The following is a 19,026-nucleotide window of genomic DNA, read 5'->3' on the forward strand; positions in this document are numbered from 1 at the left end:
AAGATACCCTAAGCAACCCCATATGAAGGCCTTAAGGAAACCAGCACGCCTACTGCAAAAACTGGGATAAATTCCAACATTATTATAGTAATTCCAATTACTAATCACTTATCAACCCAGTAGGTCAAGCCGACTTGAGGCTTGACTTATTTTTAGTGGTTGGTGTACGTCCTCGTGCACCAACTTTTTTGCGATTGGTATATATCAATACCCAAATAATGTATTTGCCTTATTTGTGCTCAGTAGGTCAAGAATATTTGAAGCTTGACCTATTTAACCGGTAGGGTCAAATCCGCCTGAGGCGGATTTGCCTGCTTCAACTGAACTATAGATTAATTAAATATCCAAGCTGTAATCATTCTAAAAGTGAAGGTCAAGCCGACCCATCACAACCGGCCCCTTGCTGGTTTCATCAAACCTCTGGGCGATATCAATACGCAGCACTTCATTGACAATAAGACCAATACCAATATCAGTTTTGCATTTACTATCATTATACTCTTGCTCGCCGAAACCGACTTTGCCGACATCGGCGAATAAAGAGGCAGTGAAATCATCAGAAAAATCGAAATAGTAGTCTAAGTTTGCCAGGATATATCTGTTGCCGGCAAACTCCTTGTAATCATAGCCTCTTAATGAACCGACTCCGCCAAGGAAGAACCATTGGTTTAACGGCAATTGCTGGTCGGAATAGCCGCCTCTTGCCCAAAAACCAAAATGTTGTTTACTGGTAAGTTTCAGGCTGCTATATAAAGCGGCTTTTACGATATCATATGAGTGGTCGCCGCCTAAGTCAGCAATTATTCCATCGCCGGCTGATTCCCATTTTACTTCGGCATACTGCCCGGAGGTTGGCCATGATTCGCTCAAACGATTATCCCAGCCGATTGTCAATCCTATCATCCGTAAATCGCCATTGATGCTTTCAAGTATAGAGGGATCATCACCGACTGTCGAATAATTTTGACGGAAATTTTTATTGCCGCCAAACAGCGCTGCATTTGTGTTCTTAGTTAAAACTTCATTTGCTTGGGATGTGTAGCCGAGCTGTATGAATGCCTCGCCAGCCAGTTTTTGTCCAACATAGCCATTTATACCTTTGCGGTAATAGAAATCGTGAAAATCTTCTTTGAAAAGCAGGCTTGAGATTGAATTTTCGGAAATTTCAAATATCCATTCATCCGGCGTAGCAGCGCCGCGATATATATTGCCGCCAAAATAAGCTGCCCAATCGTTGCCAAACTCCTGACGCAAGCCTAATTTATAATCCCATCTCTTCAGCGCGAACGCATACCCGGCATTTATATCAACATCAGGTAGTTCCCCCTTGCCGTCGCTGTAATTAATGCCACATAGCAAAACCAAACCCTCAACTCGGTTATATCGAGCCGCTAAGTCAAAATCAGCGTCATTTGTTTGATGGCGATGTTTTATTTTTGGTATTGGTTTACCTTCTATTATTGCAGTACTGCGAGTTATAATCTCACCAAACGGCGCCTCTATATCACCGCCGGCAAAACTGCCTTCATACATAACAACATCACCAAATATCGAAACGACATCGCCGAAAACCTTGCCATACACCTTAACGTCGCCGGTTAATGAGACCACATCACCATTAATAACTTCATCAGAGTCTATTACCAGATTGTCAAAACTTACACGGTCTTCAGCATTATATCTGCTGGCATCAATTACTTTTTTATTGTTGTAAATATATTTTTTATGCGGCAATTTTAAATTAATGCTTAATCCATCGCGGTCATTATTGGTAAATATTAGATTATCAATATCTGCTTGAGAAAATTTCATTCCGTCGATAATAATTCCATCATTGCTGATAATTAATTCATTATTAATTTGAAAGGAGGAATCGCCGCTATCAGTTTTTACAGTCTTTTTTTCAGGAAAGTCCCACTCGTTCAGCATTACCGTTTTGACATCGCCGTCTTTACTATTTACCGATACTATAATGGTATCGCCATTAATGACAATTTCTAATGTTTTGGGTTTTATATTTTTACCGCCGGCGGCGTTAGCAAGATTGCTGAGTAAAAACATTATACCAATAACTAAACAAGCTTTTAAATACATGGCAACACCTCATTTTTAAATAAAATTATAACGTCTCCTCACTGTTTTTGTTTACGCATTTGAGGAAATATTGTTACATAAAAACAGCTGTAAATAGCAGCCCAGGTTTTCTCTGCTTCAGGCCAAATATCCGGACAGTCCGCCTTAGCTATAGAAAGTCTGTTCAGACTGTTAACAAAGAATCGTGTCGCTATATTATCAATAAGAGGAAAATATTTTTATAATTCTCATCACTGTAGATCATTGGTAAGACAGACATTCTTATCTGTCCGGGTCAGATGGGTTGAGGCTGTGCCAAAAGATTGATTGAACAATCATTGCGGACATTTTGCTAATAAATCAGATGTATTGTTTGTAAATAAGTCATTGATTTGCAAAGGCATCGCGTAGGGGCGTATTGCAATACGCCCCTACGCGCGTAATGGAATATAGACTTTTATAACTTTTGGCACAGCCTAAGAATGTCTGGCCTATTAACTGCTCTTATAAAATATGTTGAACATTTAACATTAATAACACACCCCTAATCCCTCTCAAGAGGGGAATAATAAACAAGAAGGCGTTTGGCAGCTGCCGGACACCCCTATGCGCGGCGGTATATATCATCCTAAAACATAAGATATTATTTCGTCAACATCCTAACCCTTCTCAAGAAGGGAATAATATTTGCGTTAACACGTTATATGATTATACAATTTAAAAATCCCCCGTCAGCGGCAGGGGATTTAGGCTTGTGCTGATTACATCTGTTGGAAAAATTAATTAATCATCAATCACGGGATTCGATAAACCATAGAGTTGATATTCATGCCAGCGCCAACCGAGGCAAATACTAAAATATTGTCTTTTTTAGCGTTGTAGTTCTCAATCTTATCCTTATACAGCAGGTCAAGCAGAGTCGGCAAAGTGGCTACCGAGGTATTTCCCAACCGTGATATAATCATCGGCATTACGTAAGGCGGAATATTTTTCTCGCCATATAATTTATAAATGCGCTTTAATATCACTTCATCCATCTTGGCATTTGCTTGATGGATAAGCACATTATCAACATCGTCAAGAGACAATCCTGCTTTATCAAGACCCTCCCTGACAACCAGCGGAACCGTAGTTATTGCATACTGGTATAATTTATGACCGTTCATCTTGAGGTACAATTCATCGCTATGATTATTAGGGCTGCAAGTTTTATCCATCCGCAGCATATAGGCGTAATCCAGGGTATCAGACCTGGCGGCATGTGATAATATTCCAACCGGTTCATCGCTTTCTATGCCCTCGATAATGGTTGCGCCGGCGCCATCTGCATATATCATGCTATCCCGGTCATGGGGATCGGAAATACGGGAAAGGGTGTCGGCGCCAATAACCAAAGCTCGCTTGGCATCTCCCGATTTGATATAATAATCAGCCTGTATCATCGCCTGAAGCCAGCCGGGACAGCCAAATGGCAAATCATATGCGATTGTTTTGGGATTTTCAATTTTTAAAGTATGCTTAACTCTTGCCGCAAGACTGGGAACAAAATCGGATCGTTTATTGTCTTTTTTAACATCACCGAAATTATGAGCTACTATTATGTAATCGAGACTTTCTTTGTCTGTTTTCGATGATTCGAGCGCTTCTTGCGCCGCGAAGAAAGCGATATTGGAATTAACAAGATCGTCAGTAACGTATCTCCTTTCAACGATGCCGGTTATCTCCACGAGTTTGCTTACAATCTCATCATTTGTTTTATCGAATTTATTGCCGCCAGGGTCATAAAACTCATTTTTAAGAAAATCCTCATTAGGAATTTTTCTCGTTGGGATATAACAGCCAGTTCCCGTAACTATAGAATAGATATTTTTCTTCATATTAACACTCTTAAAATTTGATTTGACATAATGTGCTATTATGTAAAAAATAATAATAAAGTCAACTACTTTTCTAAGACTCATTGATAAATTTGATATATCTAAAATGGAGCATATCATCATCATTAAATATGGTAATTTGCTAATCCATTCAAGTTATAACCCCAAAAAAGGGTTTACCTTATGCAAAGATTGTCGATAAAGCATATAAATACATGAAGTTGCATGCTACGCAATCAAACAGGGATTTTCAACGGGAATTAAAGCAGATAGGAATAATTACCAGACGATTTTTATTTCATTTTATTCATAAAAACAACCAGAATGTTTATATGATATTAAACAAACGAAAGAACGTTCAATGATAGCTATATTTATAATTAACAAAATTTTGCTATTGGGTTTTACATTATTATGAGTAGAGCAGAATGCCGCCGTCAGCTGAAACTGAAAAATTAAAGGCAATGAAACATTTTTTTGATATTATCAAAGCTAGATATTAGAGGGAATCATCCATAATGGGCAAGACTAAAAAACGTCGCAAATTAAAACATAAAAGAAAAACCGGCGCTGCTATTAATATATCCGATATACAAAACCTGTTTCAGCAAGCGGTTTTTAAGCATCAGTCAGGACAATTACAGCAGGCAGAACAGTTATATATCCGAATACTAAAAACAATTCCGGATAATACTGACGTTTTAAATAATCTTGGCATTGCTCAACAGGGACAGGGTAAATTAGATGAAGCGCTCGATAGTTTCAATCGGGCGCGGAGAATCAATCCAAACGATGCCGAGACATACAACAATATCGGCAATGTATTTCAGGCGAAAGATATGCCGGATGAAGCGATTGAAAATTATCATCACGTCTTGAAAATTAAACCTGAACATGAAAAAGCATGCAACAACCTTGGCTTGGCGCTTTTAGAACAAGACAAGGCGGATGAAGCGGTTGCCAGCTTTAATCGAGCAATAAATATCAATCCCGGCTTTGCGGATGCATATAATAATCTCGGCAATGTTTTAAAAGAGCTTGGCAGGCTTGATGAAGCTGATGATAACTATCGCAAAGCAATCAAAGTTGACCCGAACTTTGCTAAGGCATACACGAATATGGCATATATAAAGAAGCACGCCGATTATAATGATGATATCAGGGCAATGGAAGACTTGATAGAAAAGCCTGAACTTACAGATATGCAGAAAATGCATCTATGTTTCGGATTGGGAAAAGCGTTCGAGGACCTGCATGAGTATGAGAAGTCATTCGGCTTTATCAAGGATGGCAATAAACTTAAGAGAAGTAATTATAACTACTATATCTCAGACGATGAGAAACACTTTAATAGGATAATTAATACATTCGATGAACGGATGTTTCAACAGTATTCCGGCTCTGGCTGCAAGGACAATACTCCGATATTCATTGTGGGCATGCCTCGTTCGGGCACATCGTTGATTGAACAGATACTGGCAAGCCATCATGATATATATGGCGCGGGCGAACTGCTATATATGGGAAAGATAATATCAGGGGCAGGCTATAAGGCAGAGTATGGCAAGTTTCCCGATTATTTAAGCAATCTTAATCGAGATGATTTAATTAGGCTTGGGCAGGATTATGTAAATCACCTCAGACGACATTCGTCATCGGCAAAACATATAACCGATAAGATGCCTCATAATTTCCTGCATATAGGTTTGATAAAATTGATTTTGCCGAACGCAAAGATTATTCATTGCCGGCGCGACCCGATGGATACCTGCTTTTCATGCTATAAAACTCATTTTACGGGGGCGCTCAAATTCGCGTATGATATGACTGAACTGGGACAGTATTACAATCTTTATCAGAATCTTATGGCGCATTGGCATAAGGTAATGCCGGGTTATATCCTTGATGTTCGATACGAGGATGTTATTAACGACCAGCAATCACAGACGGAACGGATGTTGGATTTTCTCGATTTGTCATGGGATGATGCTTGTCTATCGTTTCATAAAACCAAAAGGCCGGTGCGAACCGCCAGTTCTGTGCAGGTGCGAAATCCAATATACAGCAGTTCTATCAAACTCTGGAAACACCATGAAAAGCAATTGGAGCCTTTGTTAAAGGCGCTCAGTATATCAAAAGAAAAAAGTATGGTTATAGAGTCGAGTAATCAAACGGCTGATATTGAAATCTTAAGCTGAACAATGAATCGATTTAATGATGCTGACGAATCAAAGATAATTTCACGGAAAAGTGAAAAAGAGGGCATATGCAATACGCCCCTACGAGTTGATGTATGCAAAGTTAGATTTATTGCTAAAATTCAAGTACAAAATCCGGGATTAAAAGTATTGATCTAATTATTATGTTTGTTGACGATAGGTAGTTAAAGAGAAAGCAATGAAATACATAAACCAATTAATGACGACGCTTATTATATCTATGTTGATAATTGTTCCATCTTTATCATTCGGTGATACTGCTTTCCCGATAGGACAGATTCCTTTTAGTTTCGACTATAAGCTTATCTGCCGGACAGCGATAAGCTCCGGCAAATTGAATCGATTGCCGCCAGTTGGGCCTTATTATAGCTCTACCTTTGATAATATATTCAGTAATCGGGAAATGTCTTCGGCTTTGAAAATGGCTGATAAAATCCCTGAAAATGATATTCGTTTATTTTCAATAGCAACTGAAAAATTTCAATCAGAGAAAAACACTAAAACAGAAGATATGTTCTCATTCATAGGCGGGGCGAATTATCAGCCATCGAAATATTTCGGCGCTTTGTTTATGTTTAAACTCGACCGCGCCAAAGCGATTGACCCGGACTACATCGGCAAGAAATGGCGCGGCTTAGCCGGTGATATAGAAACAGCCGCCATATATTTTAAGAAAAATAATCTGACCCTAACGCTTGGCAGGCAAAGAATATTCTGGGGTCCTCAGCCGGTGAATCTGATGTTCTCGGAAACCGCCGAACCGCTTGATATTTTCTCGGCAGGCTACAAGAAGGGAAGACTGTCTTTCAATTTCCTATTTGCCCGTCTTGATGGCAGCCGTCCGGATTCTATTGATTATCTGCGTTTTCCAGCTTATTCATTCAAAGACAATCGCTATATAGCCGCGCATCGTCTCGATATTTTGCTGTATAAGAATTGCCGGCTTGGCTTTTTTGAATCCTCGCTTTTTGGCGGGGAGGGCAGGCCGCCGGAGCTTTACTATCTCAACCCTTTGCAGTTTTTCCATATTGCCCAGCTCAATGAGAATATGGATGACAATACTATTCTCGGTCTTGATTTTATAATATTGCCAGCCCGCAGTTATAGTATCTATGGCCAATTGCTTGTTGATGATTTCCAGATTGACAGGAAAACGCAGGGCGACCAGGAGCCGAATGAAATTGGCGTTATGGCCGGTTTGTTTAAAGCAGGCAAACCGGGTTCTCTTTCGCCCGATATCAAAATCGAATATACTCGAATCACAAACCGAACATATCATCAGATTATTCCGCGCAACAGGTATCTTTACCGCAATAAGCTTTTGGGACATCCTCTTGGCTCTGATTCGGATTCGCTTTCGCTGTTAGTGCGGTTCTGGCCGGATGTTCATCGCTATGCCGAAATAGAGATAGCCTGGCGACGTAATGGCGAGGGGTCAATCTATAAGCCGTGGGATATGCCCTGGCTTGAGATGGAGGGCGACTATGATGAGCCGTTCCCTACGGGTATAGCCGAGAAATCATTGTATATTGCATTGCGCGCGCAGGGTTATCTGCCGTTTTCACGATATACAGCCGACCATTTATTTATTTCCTTAGATGCCGGTTATGGTTCGATAAAGAATTATCAGAATATAAGCGGCGCTAATACTTCTACATCCTGGTTGAATTTTTCGTTAAGCTGGCTTGGTTTTTGGGATATTAATATGGCTGAATAAGAAAAATATTGCTATTTATATTTCGCCATTTTTGTGCTGTCGGAAGTTACTTCCGACAGCTGCCGGATGCCAGCACATGTTAAGATTTGTGAATAATGCAGGCTATTCATATTTCACCTTGCATTTTTTAATATCCAATTGCAAAATCATCGAGTAATTATATATCAACATTTAGCTTGGAAAATTACGGCGTCTTATATATCTTCAAACCGTGAAAAAAACCGTTAAAAAATGGTATCTTGGCGCGCATATGTCAATCGCCGGAGGGGCATTCAATGCCTTCAAACAAGGCGAAACTTTCGGTTGTGATACTATCCAGATATTTGTGAAGTCAGCCAATCAGTGGAAAGCCAAGCCATTATCTGATGAAGAGATAGAGAAGTTTCGCGCTGAGCAGGAACGCACCGGCATCACGCCGGTTATCGCCCATGCCTCCTATTTGATTAATCTCGGGTCGCCTGATAAAACCATGCTTGAAAAATCCCGTCAGGCATTTCTAATAGAGATGGAACGCTGCGCGAAACTAAGAATACCAAGCCTTGTTGTTCATCCGGGAAGCCACATGAAAGCCGGTGAGGAAACCGGTATTAATAATATCGCCGAATCAATTAGCTGGCTATTAGAGCATTCTAATGGTTTCAATGTTAATATTGCGCTTGAAACAACTGCCGGACAGGGGACTAATCTAGGCTATAGGTTCGAACAGCTTGCCGCTATGATTGATAAAGCTAATAATCCGGATGGATTAGTTGTTTGTTTAGATACCTGCCATGTTTTTGCCGCTGGCTATAATATTGCGTCAAAGGGTGGTTATGAGCAAACCTGGGATGATTTCGACCGTATAATAGGATTAAATAAATTGGCTGTCATCCATCTTAATGATTCAAAAACGGAACTTGGCAGCAGGGTAGACCGTCATGAGCACATAGGACAGGGAAAACTTGGCCAAAAAGCGTTTGGGTTTATAATGAAAGATAAACGGCTGGTAAAAATACCAAAAATTCTGGAAACTCCGAAAGGCGATAACGGTTTAATGGATGAGATTAATCTCGGAATATTGCGAAAGTTAGCTTGAATCTCGATAATAAAATGACAAAATCAACAATAATAAATATGCGAAAACAAGATTGCTGCCTCGCTGTAATGATGATTTTGCTTATTATGGGGTTAATAACTCCCGCTTATGGAGATAATTACCTGCAGGTTGCCGCCGCCTACAATGATGGTCGGGATACGGTCGGCAGGGTTGAGCATTTTGTTGAATTTGGCGAGAAAATACCGGTCTTTATTCCGCCTTACACTATCCATTTCCGAATATTTCCCCTCACTGATTCAACATTTTCAGTTAAAGCTGATTTTTTCGAGCTGGGACCGGACTATTCTTTTTATCGGAAAGAAACAACCGCAACCCAAAACGAATGGCAAACAATTGAGAGCTTACCATCAAAAGGCATTTTGTTTGATTACTCGTTTGCTATTGCTGCAGACACAATAAGCAGCTATAATGTTGTTCCGGTTGACAGCCTTACTATTTTTGAATCGGTGCATTATAAAGCTTATATATGGCGCGATACGTATGCCGATTATAAATGGCAAGCTCGTTCTGGATATTTGGAGAATATTTTCGACCGCTACCGAAAAGAATTGGGAGTTACAAGAGCGGGCAAGGCAGATTTTTATATCTACCCCGGAAGCAATAACAGCCCATACATAGATAATTTTACCGGCATCGGCTATGATATTGCCGGACACAGTCTGTATGCCGTATTTAACAAGGATTTCGACTCGGCTTTGCCCCAGACACTTCAGCGATTTGTTATATATGACACCTGGGGTTATTCGCCTCGATTCTTAGCGGTCGGTTTTTCACGTTTTTACCTTGATGATATTTATCTTGCCAGAGAATATGTAAAAAAGATGCCGCTAAATGAGATTGAAAGTATTTTTAACGATGAGTATCCCGAGGATATCGAAAGCGCTGATATATTAAGCGGCGCTTTTGTTAAATTCCTGATTGATAAACATGGCCTGGCAAGTTTCAGGAAACTATATGATGAATCGTCGCCCGGCAGTTTTGCATTTGATAATAATTATCAAAAAGGCTATCTCGAATTATTGGAAATGTTTATTGAATATGAAAAGAATTTAAAGCTTGATGAATCTAATGCATCCTATTTTAACGATTTTTACTCAAGCCAGATGTGGTTTGATAAAGCTCTAAAATATGGTGTCTGGCTGGCTTCTCAGCCTATATTGAGGGAATATCACATCCAGAGATTGGGAGCAACTTATTTTCAGCTTGGCAATTATGCTCAATCAGAATCCAGTTACGCCAGCCTTGTCAATCTTCAACCGGATAACGAAAAAGCAAAATATCTTCTGGGATTATCTTATATACGCAACGGTAAAACAGACAAAGGAATGAAAAAGCTTGAAAGCGTAATTGATAGTTTCCCTGATGCCGCTAAGATGCTGGCAGAAATCTATCTCGACCAAAACCGCAATAACAAAGCCGGTGAGATGCTTGATATAATCAAGGGTGTTCCCGATAGTTGGACTGCGATACTCAAATCACGTTTGGCATTAGCCTTAGATGATACTGCCAAAGCGGATACATTGCTGAATATCTCATTGACTCTTAATAATAATGTAATTGCGCTTGTGCCAAGCGAGGCTCGCGGCTACCTTGGCGCCGCCTATACGCTTATGTTCATGGGATTATTCGAGGATGCGGAAAACCGTTTGCAAATAGCCCTGTTTATTGAGAATAGGCCTTACTACTTAGCCCAAGCCAATTTAGAAATGGGGCGGCTCTTTGACCTAAAAGGCGACCATCAAACAGCCGTGGAGTATTACAATAAGGTATTAGAATTAGAGTCCGGAATATATATGAATAAATTAGCTGAAAAACAGATCAATAAACCATTTAAACTGAAATGACTTTTTTAAACTCGATATTTCTGGCTGGTTTAGCCGCCGTTATAATACCTCTTTTGATTCATTTTCTTTCGCGCCGGCGAATTAAAATCATCGACTTTTCATCTTTGAGATTTCTTCTGCAGATGCAAAAATCAAAACTTCGCTGGCTGAGAATTCTCGAACTGCTTCTTCTAATTATAAGGATGCTGATACTTGCCTCAATCGCCTTAGCATTTGCCCGTCCTGCCCTAACCGGCAAACAGGCTTCAAGTCATGCGCCGGCATCAATTGTGATACTTATAGATGACTCGCCATCCGTCGAAACGCTCTCATCAGGAGGGACAATTTTCGATGAGATGAAGCGCGGCGTCGATGTGATTTTAAATATGCTCAAACCCAATGATGAAGCGACTATAATTACATTATCCGGCAGACAGACTACCATAGGACCATACTCCGATTATAATCGCCTTAGGACGCAGCTCTATACTTTGCAGCCGCAAGCATCGCTGCCTAAATTCGATGAGGGGTTGAAAAAAGCGGCGGAAATATTATCGGTTAGTCATAACTTGAACAGGGAAGTATATATCTTTTCAGATTTCCAGAAGGGCGTATGGTGGGATGTTCCGATAAATCTAACCGACCCTCAATTCAGATATTTTGCTATAAAATATAATAATGAAGATGCTGAAAATGTTAGTCTGACAAGAACTGAATTTCCTCCCCAATTGCTTGCGCCCGGCGAGGAATTTGAAATCACCGCTCATTTGAAAAATCATAATAATAATGCGCTGAATAGCCGATTGGTAGAGCTTTTTATTGATGATGAGAAAAAGGCTCAGACCGCCGTTAATATTAAGCCCTCAGGAAACGCCGCTGTGGAATTTACCATTGTTCCCGAGTCTCCGGGACGTCATTGGGGTTATTTCGAGATTGAGGATGATGATTACAATGCCGACAACAGATTTTATTTCAATTTAGAGATTCCTCCAAAAATATCGGTATTGGCGATTGGACAAACAACCGATGATGTAAAGATTATTTCAAATTGCCTCAAACGCTCGCCGGATGGTCAGACGACTAATCTGGGGTCTTCGTCAGATGTCGGGTATATTGATTTTACCGGCATCGAGGTTTCGGGTTTCAGCCGTCAGAATTTGTCAGCTTATGATGTTGTCATACTTAATAATATCACTGCCCTGCCGCCGTCATATTTCAATTCTATTAATGATTTTGTCGGTTCGGGCGGCGGCTTGTTTATTATCCTTGGCGGCAGCAGCAATGTTGAATCATATAAACAATTCATTGCTGAAAAAGCGGATATAACATTTTCTGCTCCGATTAATGCTATTACCGAAGGACAATCAAGGCCGTATTATTATCTCGATGATTTCGATTTGACTCACCCGATATTCAAGGTTTATTCGCCGCAGAATCCGCAATCATCAGAGATTCCATCGTTAAAGCTGTTTTCATATATACCGCTTGATGGCGGCATAGCCTTAGCCCGTCTTGAGAACAATAGCGCAGTATTATCGCTGGCGTCAAATGCCCGGATTATGGTAATGGGGTTTGGGCTAAGCCAAAAAGATTCGGATATTTCAGTGCATTCCTTTATTGTGCCGTTTATAATCAGGACTGTTGAACATTTAGCCTCAGCTCCAAGCGCCGCTGAGGAATATTTCATCTCCGGTCATCCGGCGGCATTAAACATTCCCGAGCAGTTAAAAGCCTCTTCTGTAAAGCTGTCGAAATACAACAAATCGCTAACAGGAGCCGGCGATAATCACAATACAGCAGATGAGATAGTCGAGGTTTCGAGAGGTGCATACGGCGCTTTTGTGAATATTCCCTATGCTGGTTTCCCGGGCTTCTATACGCTTACTACTGAAGCTGACACAGTCGGGTTTTTCTCGGTTAATCACGACAGCGTCGAATCAACTATTGAGTCAATCGACCCGAAAAGCCTTGATGAGAAATTGGCCGCAGACATCATTTTTATTGACGGTCAATCCAATATAGAGAATGAGATAATGCAGGCGAAATTCGGTTTTGAGTTATGGAAATACTGTCTGCTGTTAGCTCTGGCTTTATTGATTGCCGAATCAATACTTGTGCGCAAAGCAAGATAGACTCTGCTGATGCAGTCATGCTAATGATGATTTATTGAACAACGTTAATGCATTCGTATGTGAGTTTAGTAAGAAATATTAAACATTATTAAATTTTTATATTGACAACACTATCCAGTATATATTATGTAATCATTGAATTTCATTTTGGTTGTTCTTCAATCGAAAGCTTATGTTCTCGCGAAAAGTAAGATCATTTGAGTAATGAATTAGAAATAAAATAGTATTGTTGCAGATATCATTTATCATATAGCCGTATAAATCGTTAATAAAGGAGGATTGTATGTTCTGATATAAGCTTGCAGTGTTCTGAGAATTTCAATTCTCAGTTCAAAGTAGTATTCTACACACAATAATCTATCTTCACAAAATTTATGGAGGACTAAGAAAATGCAAATTAATACTTTAAAGAGAATATTAGCCTTTAGCATGTTAATAGTATTAAGCGGTTTCATATTTGCCTTTGGGGATATGATTGACGGGTAGGATGATGGGTTTATAACATCATTTCAAACAAATAAGTCGTTTAATCATATAGTAATTACAAATAGCACACTGTCTTCAGCATTTCAACCGCTTGTTGATTGGCATAACCAGAAAGGGCTTAGGGATACGGTCATAACAGTGGCATGGATATTAGAAAATTTCACAGCCGGCGCAGATAGCCAGGAGAATATCAGGGAGTTCATAGATTCGGCGCATACGCATTGGGGGACTGATTACTTTTTATTGGGAGGCGAGGCGGATATTGTGCCAATTAGGAGTGCGTTAAATGGAGACCAATCATATTCTGTTAGCGACCAATATTATGCATCTTTAGATTCTGGTGATGATTGGACAAATACTGTTTACGTTGGAAGAGTTTCTACTGAGAATACTACAGAATGTGAAATATATGTTAATAAGGTACTATACTACGAAAAAAGCCCGCCGCTTGATACAGAAGATAATTATCTTAAAAGGATTGCTCTTTTAGCAGAATCTTATTTTGAAGAAACTAATGACTCTATTTGGTCAGATGTCTATGCTCGATTTGGCTCTCTTTTTGATTTTACAATAATAAGAGATAGTGATACTTGTGATAGCGATTCATGTGATTGTGAAGATTCATTGAATTGTTACAGTATATGTCCTGGAGGTATTACACCAGTAATATGTGGAGATGAACAATGTGATAGTGATGCGATGAAACATAGAAATGACTTTATTAATGCCTTAGATGAAGGTCAGCATTTAGTTAGTCATTTTGGACATGCCACAAACACTGGTGGTAGAATGGGAACCGGACATAGTGTTGGTATCGATAATTATTACATAGATAGCTGTATGAGTAACGATAATATGTTTAGCATAATAATATCACCTGCTTGCTGTGGTCTTACAAATTTTGAACAATATGAAGATTTTGATTGTATAAGTGAACATTTTCTATTTCATAATGTAAATACTGGGGCTGTAGCATTTATGGGAAATACATGGTCTGGTCATAGTAGTTCATTACCTATAGATACATTATGGTGGACAGAGTTTTCAGATGAATCAAGGACGGATTTCAATGTAGGAAAAATTTTTGCAGAAGCAAAAAACAGATGGCCTATTACAGATGATAGCTCAACCTTTTCAAAATTTGCTCATTGGAGATTCAACCTTCACGGCGAACCGGCAATACCGATATGGACCGACATACCGGATACATTTCTTGTAACACTTCCTGATCTATTCATACGGAATGAACCTTGTACTGTATTAGTAAAGAATTCATCTAATAATCCCGAATCTTTAGCAACAGTTTGCTTGTGGCAAAAAGATACGTACTGTTTTATTGAAACCACTAATTCTCAAGGGCATGCTATTTTTAATAAAGCTTTTACAGTCGCTGATTCAATAATAGTAACTATATCAAAATATAATTTTAAACCTTATCAGAGTAAAGTATTTGTAATAGTTACAGGTTGCCTTAAGGGTACTGTTTTGGATAAATCTGATAATCCTTATGGATATCCCGTTGAAAATGTTCGTGTGCGTACTGATCCTACTAGCGATGAAGATACAACTGACAGCAATGGAGAATATTTTATTGATAGTGTTTTTGCTAATACATATAGTGTTCTATTTGAATTTGAAGGAGATATTAATGCAGAAAAATTCAATGTTGAAATTGTTGCTAATGATACAACTACTGCTGATACTGCAATTTACGAATTCGAATATCTTCTTGGAGATGCAAATATGCACATTGGCTTGTGGCCGCCCCGGATTTTAGGCAGCGACATAACTTATCTATCAAATTATTTTAAAGGCTATCCTACTAGTATACCTTGTTATCTAAGTGGTTTTTGGGCTTCTGCTGATGCTAATGGCAATTGTATAGTAGGCATGAGTGATGTAACTAAACTTGTTAATTATTTTAAAGGTCAACCATTAATACAATGCTCCGTCTATGTTCCTGCTTGGAATTCTACCAATGACGCTCCAGGCAGCGCACCAAACGGCTGGCCAAATTGCGATCAGTCAAAACTACTTCAAAATACTACTATTATTCCCATACAATCGATTAAGTAAACGCATTTAGTTAATAAACCGCCGCCGAGTATATCAACACTCGGCGGCTTTTCTATTGCTCGGAATTCTCCGGCTTCTTTAGTATCATTTCCTGGTAGTTGTGGGTCTGGTTCCGACCTTACTCGGCGGGGAGAAACCCAAAACTTTACTGTAAATCTGCTATAAAACCCCTAAAAATTAATTTTTAACTTTACTATTGTCATATATATTTATATACTATATAAATAGCTGCTTCTTTCCAGGAAAGCATTTTTGGAATATGTTAAAAATAAATTATCACATCGTAAAGACATCAAAGGAGTAGTAAAATGAGAGCTTTTATCTTGTTTCTGGCTGTTTTGTTTGTTGCGGGGTTTTTCCTGATAGCAGCCCCCTTCTCATTAGCCTCTGCCAACCAGCTAACTGTCAGCGCGGCAATATCTACGGGAACATACGAGATTACAAAAACCGAACAGGGTGATGAGATTTACCTTGAAGATTTTGGTTATCTGCTTATACCGGGAAAACCGGCTTTGCCTTCAAAGATTTTTGCCACTGCCATTCCGCCTGGCGCTAAGGCAGTTGATATTAGTTTCGATGCCGGTGAAGGAATAATATTGCCCGGCAAATATGATATATCTCCGGCGCCTTTACCCAGAGTCATCGGTCAGGAAAATCCTCTAATATATGAAAAGGAAAAACGGCAATATGAAAATAATTATAATGCCGCTTATAACCATGATGATGCTTATCCATCACAAATCGCAGAGATGATTAGAACTGCAGGTTATAGAAAGTATAATCTCGTAGATGTCAGGGTTTCTCCATTTTCTTATCATCCCCTATCGGGCAAGCTGATTTATCATCCTGATATTACTATCAACGTAAACTATCGACAAGATTCAAGTCACAGTTTTGCAGCGATTGATTATAGCGAGCAAACCGAAAATATCGCCAAAGAAATCATCCTGAATTATAATGAAGCCAGCATCTGGTATCCGCAGAATGTATCTACAGATAAAGACCTTTATGATTTTGTAATCATAACCCTTAGTTCATTGACATCCTCAGTAACGCCTTTGGTAAACTGGGAAACCGCTAAAGGCAAAATTGTGCGAGTTGTAACTACCGATTGGATAAACGGCAACTATACCGGCGTTGACTTAGCTCAGAAAATGAGGAATTTTCTAATAGATAAATATCCCTCAGGGGAATGGGGTATTGAGGATGTTTTGCTGGTTGGCCATTATGATGATGTTCCTATGCGGCGCATTGCTCAGGATCTCGGTTATGGCGGTCCCGAAACTGATTACTATTATGCCGAGCTTTCTTTGCCGGACAGCCTTTCTTGGGATGCCAACAGGAATCAGCAATATGGCGAAGATGCCGACCTTATTGATTTTTATAACGAAATTATTGTTGGCCGTATTCCCTGGAGCGACCCGGCTACAGTGCTGCATATATGCGAAAAATCTGCTGCCTATGAACAAAGCGATGATATTTCATTCAAAAAGAATATACTTCTGTTGGGCGGCTTCTTCTGGGATAACGACCCAAACCCACGCACCGATAATGCTGTGCTTATGGAAGCTAAAGTCGACCAGACCTGGATGGCCGATTGGACCATGACCCGCATGTATGAAGAGGGCTACTCAACGTACAGTATGGATTATAATCTGACAAACAGCAATGTAGTATCAGTTTGGTCATCAGGAACTTTTGCTTTTGTGAATTGGGCTGGCCATGGTTCGCCTACCTCAAGCCATATCTATCATGGTTCCGGGGAAGCGTTTATATCATCCGGCAATTGCCCGCAGTTAAACGATGATTATCCGGCTATTATTTTTGCGGATGCCTGCAGTAATTCCGATACCGATTATTTGAATATCGGTCAGGCAATGCTTCAGCAGGGCGCAGTTGGTTTTGTAGGCGCCACTAAAGTAGCGCTTGGTTGTCCGGGTTGGAATGATTCCTTAAGCGGCTCCAGTCAATCTTTAGATTACTTTTTCACGACCAGTGTAACATCGGGCGAATATACTCAAGGTGCAGCTCATCAAAGGGCCTTAAGACTAATGTACACTTACGGGCTATGGAGCTATAACTACTATGAAGTGTTCGAGTGGGGTGCATTATGGGGCAATCCCGATCTTGGCATGATTGCGCCGGTGCCTCCGCCATTAACCGTAACTTTACCTGATGGCGTACCCGAATATATTGCTCCGGGGGTCCCAACCTCGATTATTGTCCGGATTGTCGAAGGCTGTGAATCTTATGTCTCCGGTTCGGGAATGATTTACTACCGCTTTGATGAGGGAACATTCCAGATATCTTTGCTAACACCGCTTGGTGGTGATCTATATGAAGCGGTCTTGCCTTTAGCATCTTGCGATGATGTGCCGGAATTTTATTTCAGCGCTGAGGGCGACAGCGGGTCGGTAATCGTCAATCCTGTCAGCGCGCCTGATACATGCTATTCCGCTGAAGTTGGCACGCTGGTTATTTATTGGGAAGATAATTTCGAGACCGACCAAGGCTGGACTGTTAGCGGTGATGCCGTAGATGGTCATTGGAACAGGGGTATACCGGTTGGCGGTGGCGAACGAGGCGACCCACCCGCCGATTACGATGGTTCCGGTCAGTGCTGCCTTACTGATAACGAATATGGCAACTCGGATGTTGATTATGGCACTACTTATCTGCATTCGCCTACCATTGATTTAAGCGAAGGCGATGGCATTATAAGCTATGCATTATGGTACACTAACAATTATGGAGAAAATCCAAATCAAGATCTGTTTAAAGTCTGGGTGTCAAATGATGATGGCCTGAATTGGTCGCTTGCCGAAACAATTGGTCCGGTATCCAGCGCTGGCTGGACAGAACATTCTTTCACTGTTGGAGATTTTGTAACCCCAACTGACCAGATTAAAGTCCGCTTTGAAGCCTCCGACCTTGATTACGGGTCTGTTGTTGAAGCCGGCATTGATGCATTTTTTGTGAAGATGCTTGAATGTGAAGACCTCGGCTATGCTTATTTACCCGGCGATGCGAATATGTATAATGCCATCTGGGCGCCAACCGTTTTGGGCAACGATGTAACATATTTAGTTAACTTTTTCAGAGGACGACTCACATCACCGCCATGCCTGCTCGATGGTTTCTGGTGCTCGGCTGATATTAATGGCGATTGCCAAATTGTCGGCAGTGATGTTATCAGGTTAGTGAATTATTTCAGAGGTTCAAGCGATGTGGAATACTGCCCCGATTATGAACCATTATGGCTGACACCTGATGACATTCCCGCAGAGATGCCTGACGGCTGGCCGGGATGCGAAACGGTTGCTGCAGGCAAGATTATTCCTACCGGGATGATTGATAAATAATAATCTCTTGATACTAAAAAAATACACCGACCCCGTCATATTTGCAGGATACTGGCGAGGTCGGTTTTTTTCATCGCATGTACTGTCAGGTCACAGTACCTGACAGCATAACGTCAGATAGGCGCACTCCGTGGTTGGTGTACGTCCTCGTGCACCAACATACTG

General features: G+C 40.3%; 9 protein-coding genes. 7 read left to right on the plus strand and 2 right to left on the minus strand.

Annotation, left to right across the window (positions count from 1 at the left end):
- Nucleotides 1-360: 360 nt before the first annotated feature.
- Both J7K40_09540 and J7K40_09545 read right to left on the minus strand, forming a co-directional pair.
- Complete coding sequence (locus tag J7K40_09540; GenBank protein MCD6162640.1) at nucleotides 361-2,061, minus strand: BamA/TamA family outer membrane protein; 1,701 nt, start codon at nucleotides 2,059-2,061, stop codon at nucleotides 361-363.
- Between the two features lie 806 nt (nucleotides 2,062-2,867).
- On the minus strand, nucleotides 2,868-3,950 hold the full coding sequence (locus J7K40_09545; protein MCD6162641.1) for a ketoacyl-ACP synthase III: 1,083 nt from the start codon (nucleotides 3,948-3,950) through the stop codon (nucleotides 2,868-2,870).
- Between the two features lie 518 nt (nucleotides 3,951-4,468).
- Between J7K40_09545 and J7K40_09550 the strand changes: the two genes are divergently transcribed.
- From J7K40_09550 to J7K40_09580, 7 genes are all read left to right on the plus strand, one after another.
- On the plus strand, nucleotides 4,469-6,148 hold the full coding sequence (locus J7K40_09550) for a sulfotransferase (protein MCD6162642.1): 1,680 nt from the start codon (nucleotides 4,469-4,471) through the stop codon (nucleotides 6,146-6,148).
- Nucleotides 6,149-6,347: 199 nt separating this feature from the next.
- On the plus strand, nucleotides 6,348-7,886 hold the full coding sequence (locus J7K40_09555) for a hypothetical protein (protein ID MCD6162643.1): 1,539 nt from the start codon (nucleotides 6,348-6,350) through the stop codon (nucleotides 7,884-7,886).
- A 250-nt stretch (nucleotides 7,887-8,136) separates the two neighbouring features.
- On the plus strand, nucleotides 8,137-8,961 hold the full coding sequence (locus J7K40_09560) for a deoxyribonuclease IV (GenBank protein ID MCD6162644.1): 825 nt from the start codon (nucleotides 8,137-8,139) through the stop codon (nucleotides 8,959-8,961).
- 38 nt (nucleotides 8,962-8,999) lie between these two features.
- A complete protein-coding gene (locus J7K40_09565; GenBank protein MCD6162645.1) occupies nucleotides 9,000-10,826 on the plus strand; it encodes a tetratricopeptide repeat protein in 1,827 nt (608 codons plus the stop codon).
- Nucleotides 10,823-12,937, plus strand: coding sequence for a BatA domain-containing protein (locus J7K40_09570; protein MCD6162646.1), 2,115 nt, complete (start codon nucleotides 10,823-10,825; stop codon nucleotides 12,935-12,937). The genes J7K40_09565 and J7K40_09570 overlap by 4 nt, the downstream gene beginning before the upstream one ends.
- A 498-nt stretch (nucleotides 12,938-13,435) precedes the next feature.
- Nucleotides 13,436-15,499 (plus strand): hypothetical protein, encoded by a 2,064-nt coding sequence (locus J7K40_09575; GenBank protein MCD6162647.1) that lies wholly within the window; start codon nucleotides 13,436-13,438, stop codon nucleotides 15,497-15,499.
- 308 nt (nucleotides 15,500-15,807) lie between these two features.
- Nucleotides 15,808-18,861 carry a hypothetical protein gene (locus tag J7K40_09580; protein ID MCD6162648.1) on the plus strand — a complete coding sequence of 1,018 codons (3,054 nt, stop codon included), beginning with the start codon at nucleotides 15,808-15,810 and terminating at the stop codon, nucleotides 18,859-18,861.
- Nucleotides 18,862-19,026: the final 165 nt, after the last annotated feature.

The sequence above is a fragment of the Candidatus Zixiibacteriota bacterium genome (assembly GCA_021159005.1).
Classification (GTDB): domain Bacteria; phylum Zixibacteria; class MSB-5A5; order UBA10806; family 4484-95; genus JAGGSN01.

Bases quoted from the DNA above. Each gene is read 5' to 3' on its own strand.
- J7K40_09540 (MCD6162640.1), bottom strand. From the start codon at position 2,061: ATGTTTTTACTCAGCAATCTTGCTAACGCCGCCGGCGGTAAAAATATA.
- J7K40_09545 (MCD6162641.1), bottom strand. From the start codon at position 3,950: ATGAAGAAAAATATCTATTCTATAGTTACGGGAACTGGCTGTTATATC.
- J7K40_09550 (MCD6162642.1), top strand. From the start codon at position 4,469: ATGGGCAAGACTAAAAAACGTCGCAAATTAAAACATAAAAGAAAAACC.
- J7K40_09555 (MCD6162643.1), top strand. From the start codon at position 6,348: ATGAAATACATAAACCAATTAATGACGACGCTTATTATATCTATGTTG.
- J7K40_09560 (MCD6162644.1), top strand. From the start codon at position 8,137: ATGTCAATCGCCGGAGGGGCATTCAATGCCTTCAAACAAGGCGAAACT.
- J7K40_09565 (MCD6162645.1), top strand. From the start codon at position 9,000: ATGCGAAAACAAGATTGCTGCCTCGCTGTAATGATGATTTTGCTTATT.
- J7K40_09570 (MCD6162646.1), top strand. From the start codon at position 10,823: ATGACTTTTTTAAACTCGATATTTCTGGCTGGTTTAGCCGCCGTTATA.
- J7K40_09580 (MCD6162648.1), top strand. From the start codon at position 15,808: ATGAGAGCTTTTATCTTGTTTCTGGCTGTTTTGTTTGTTGCGGGGTTT.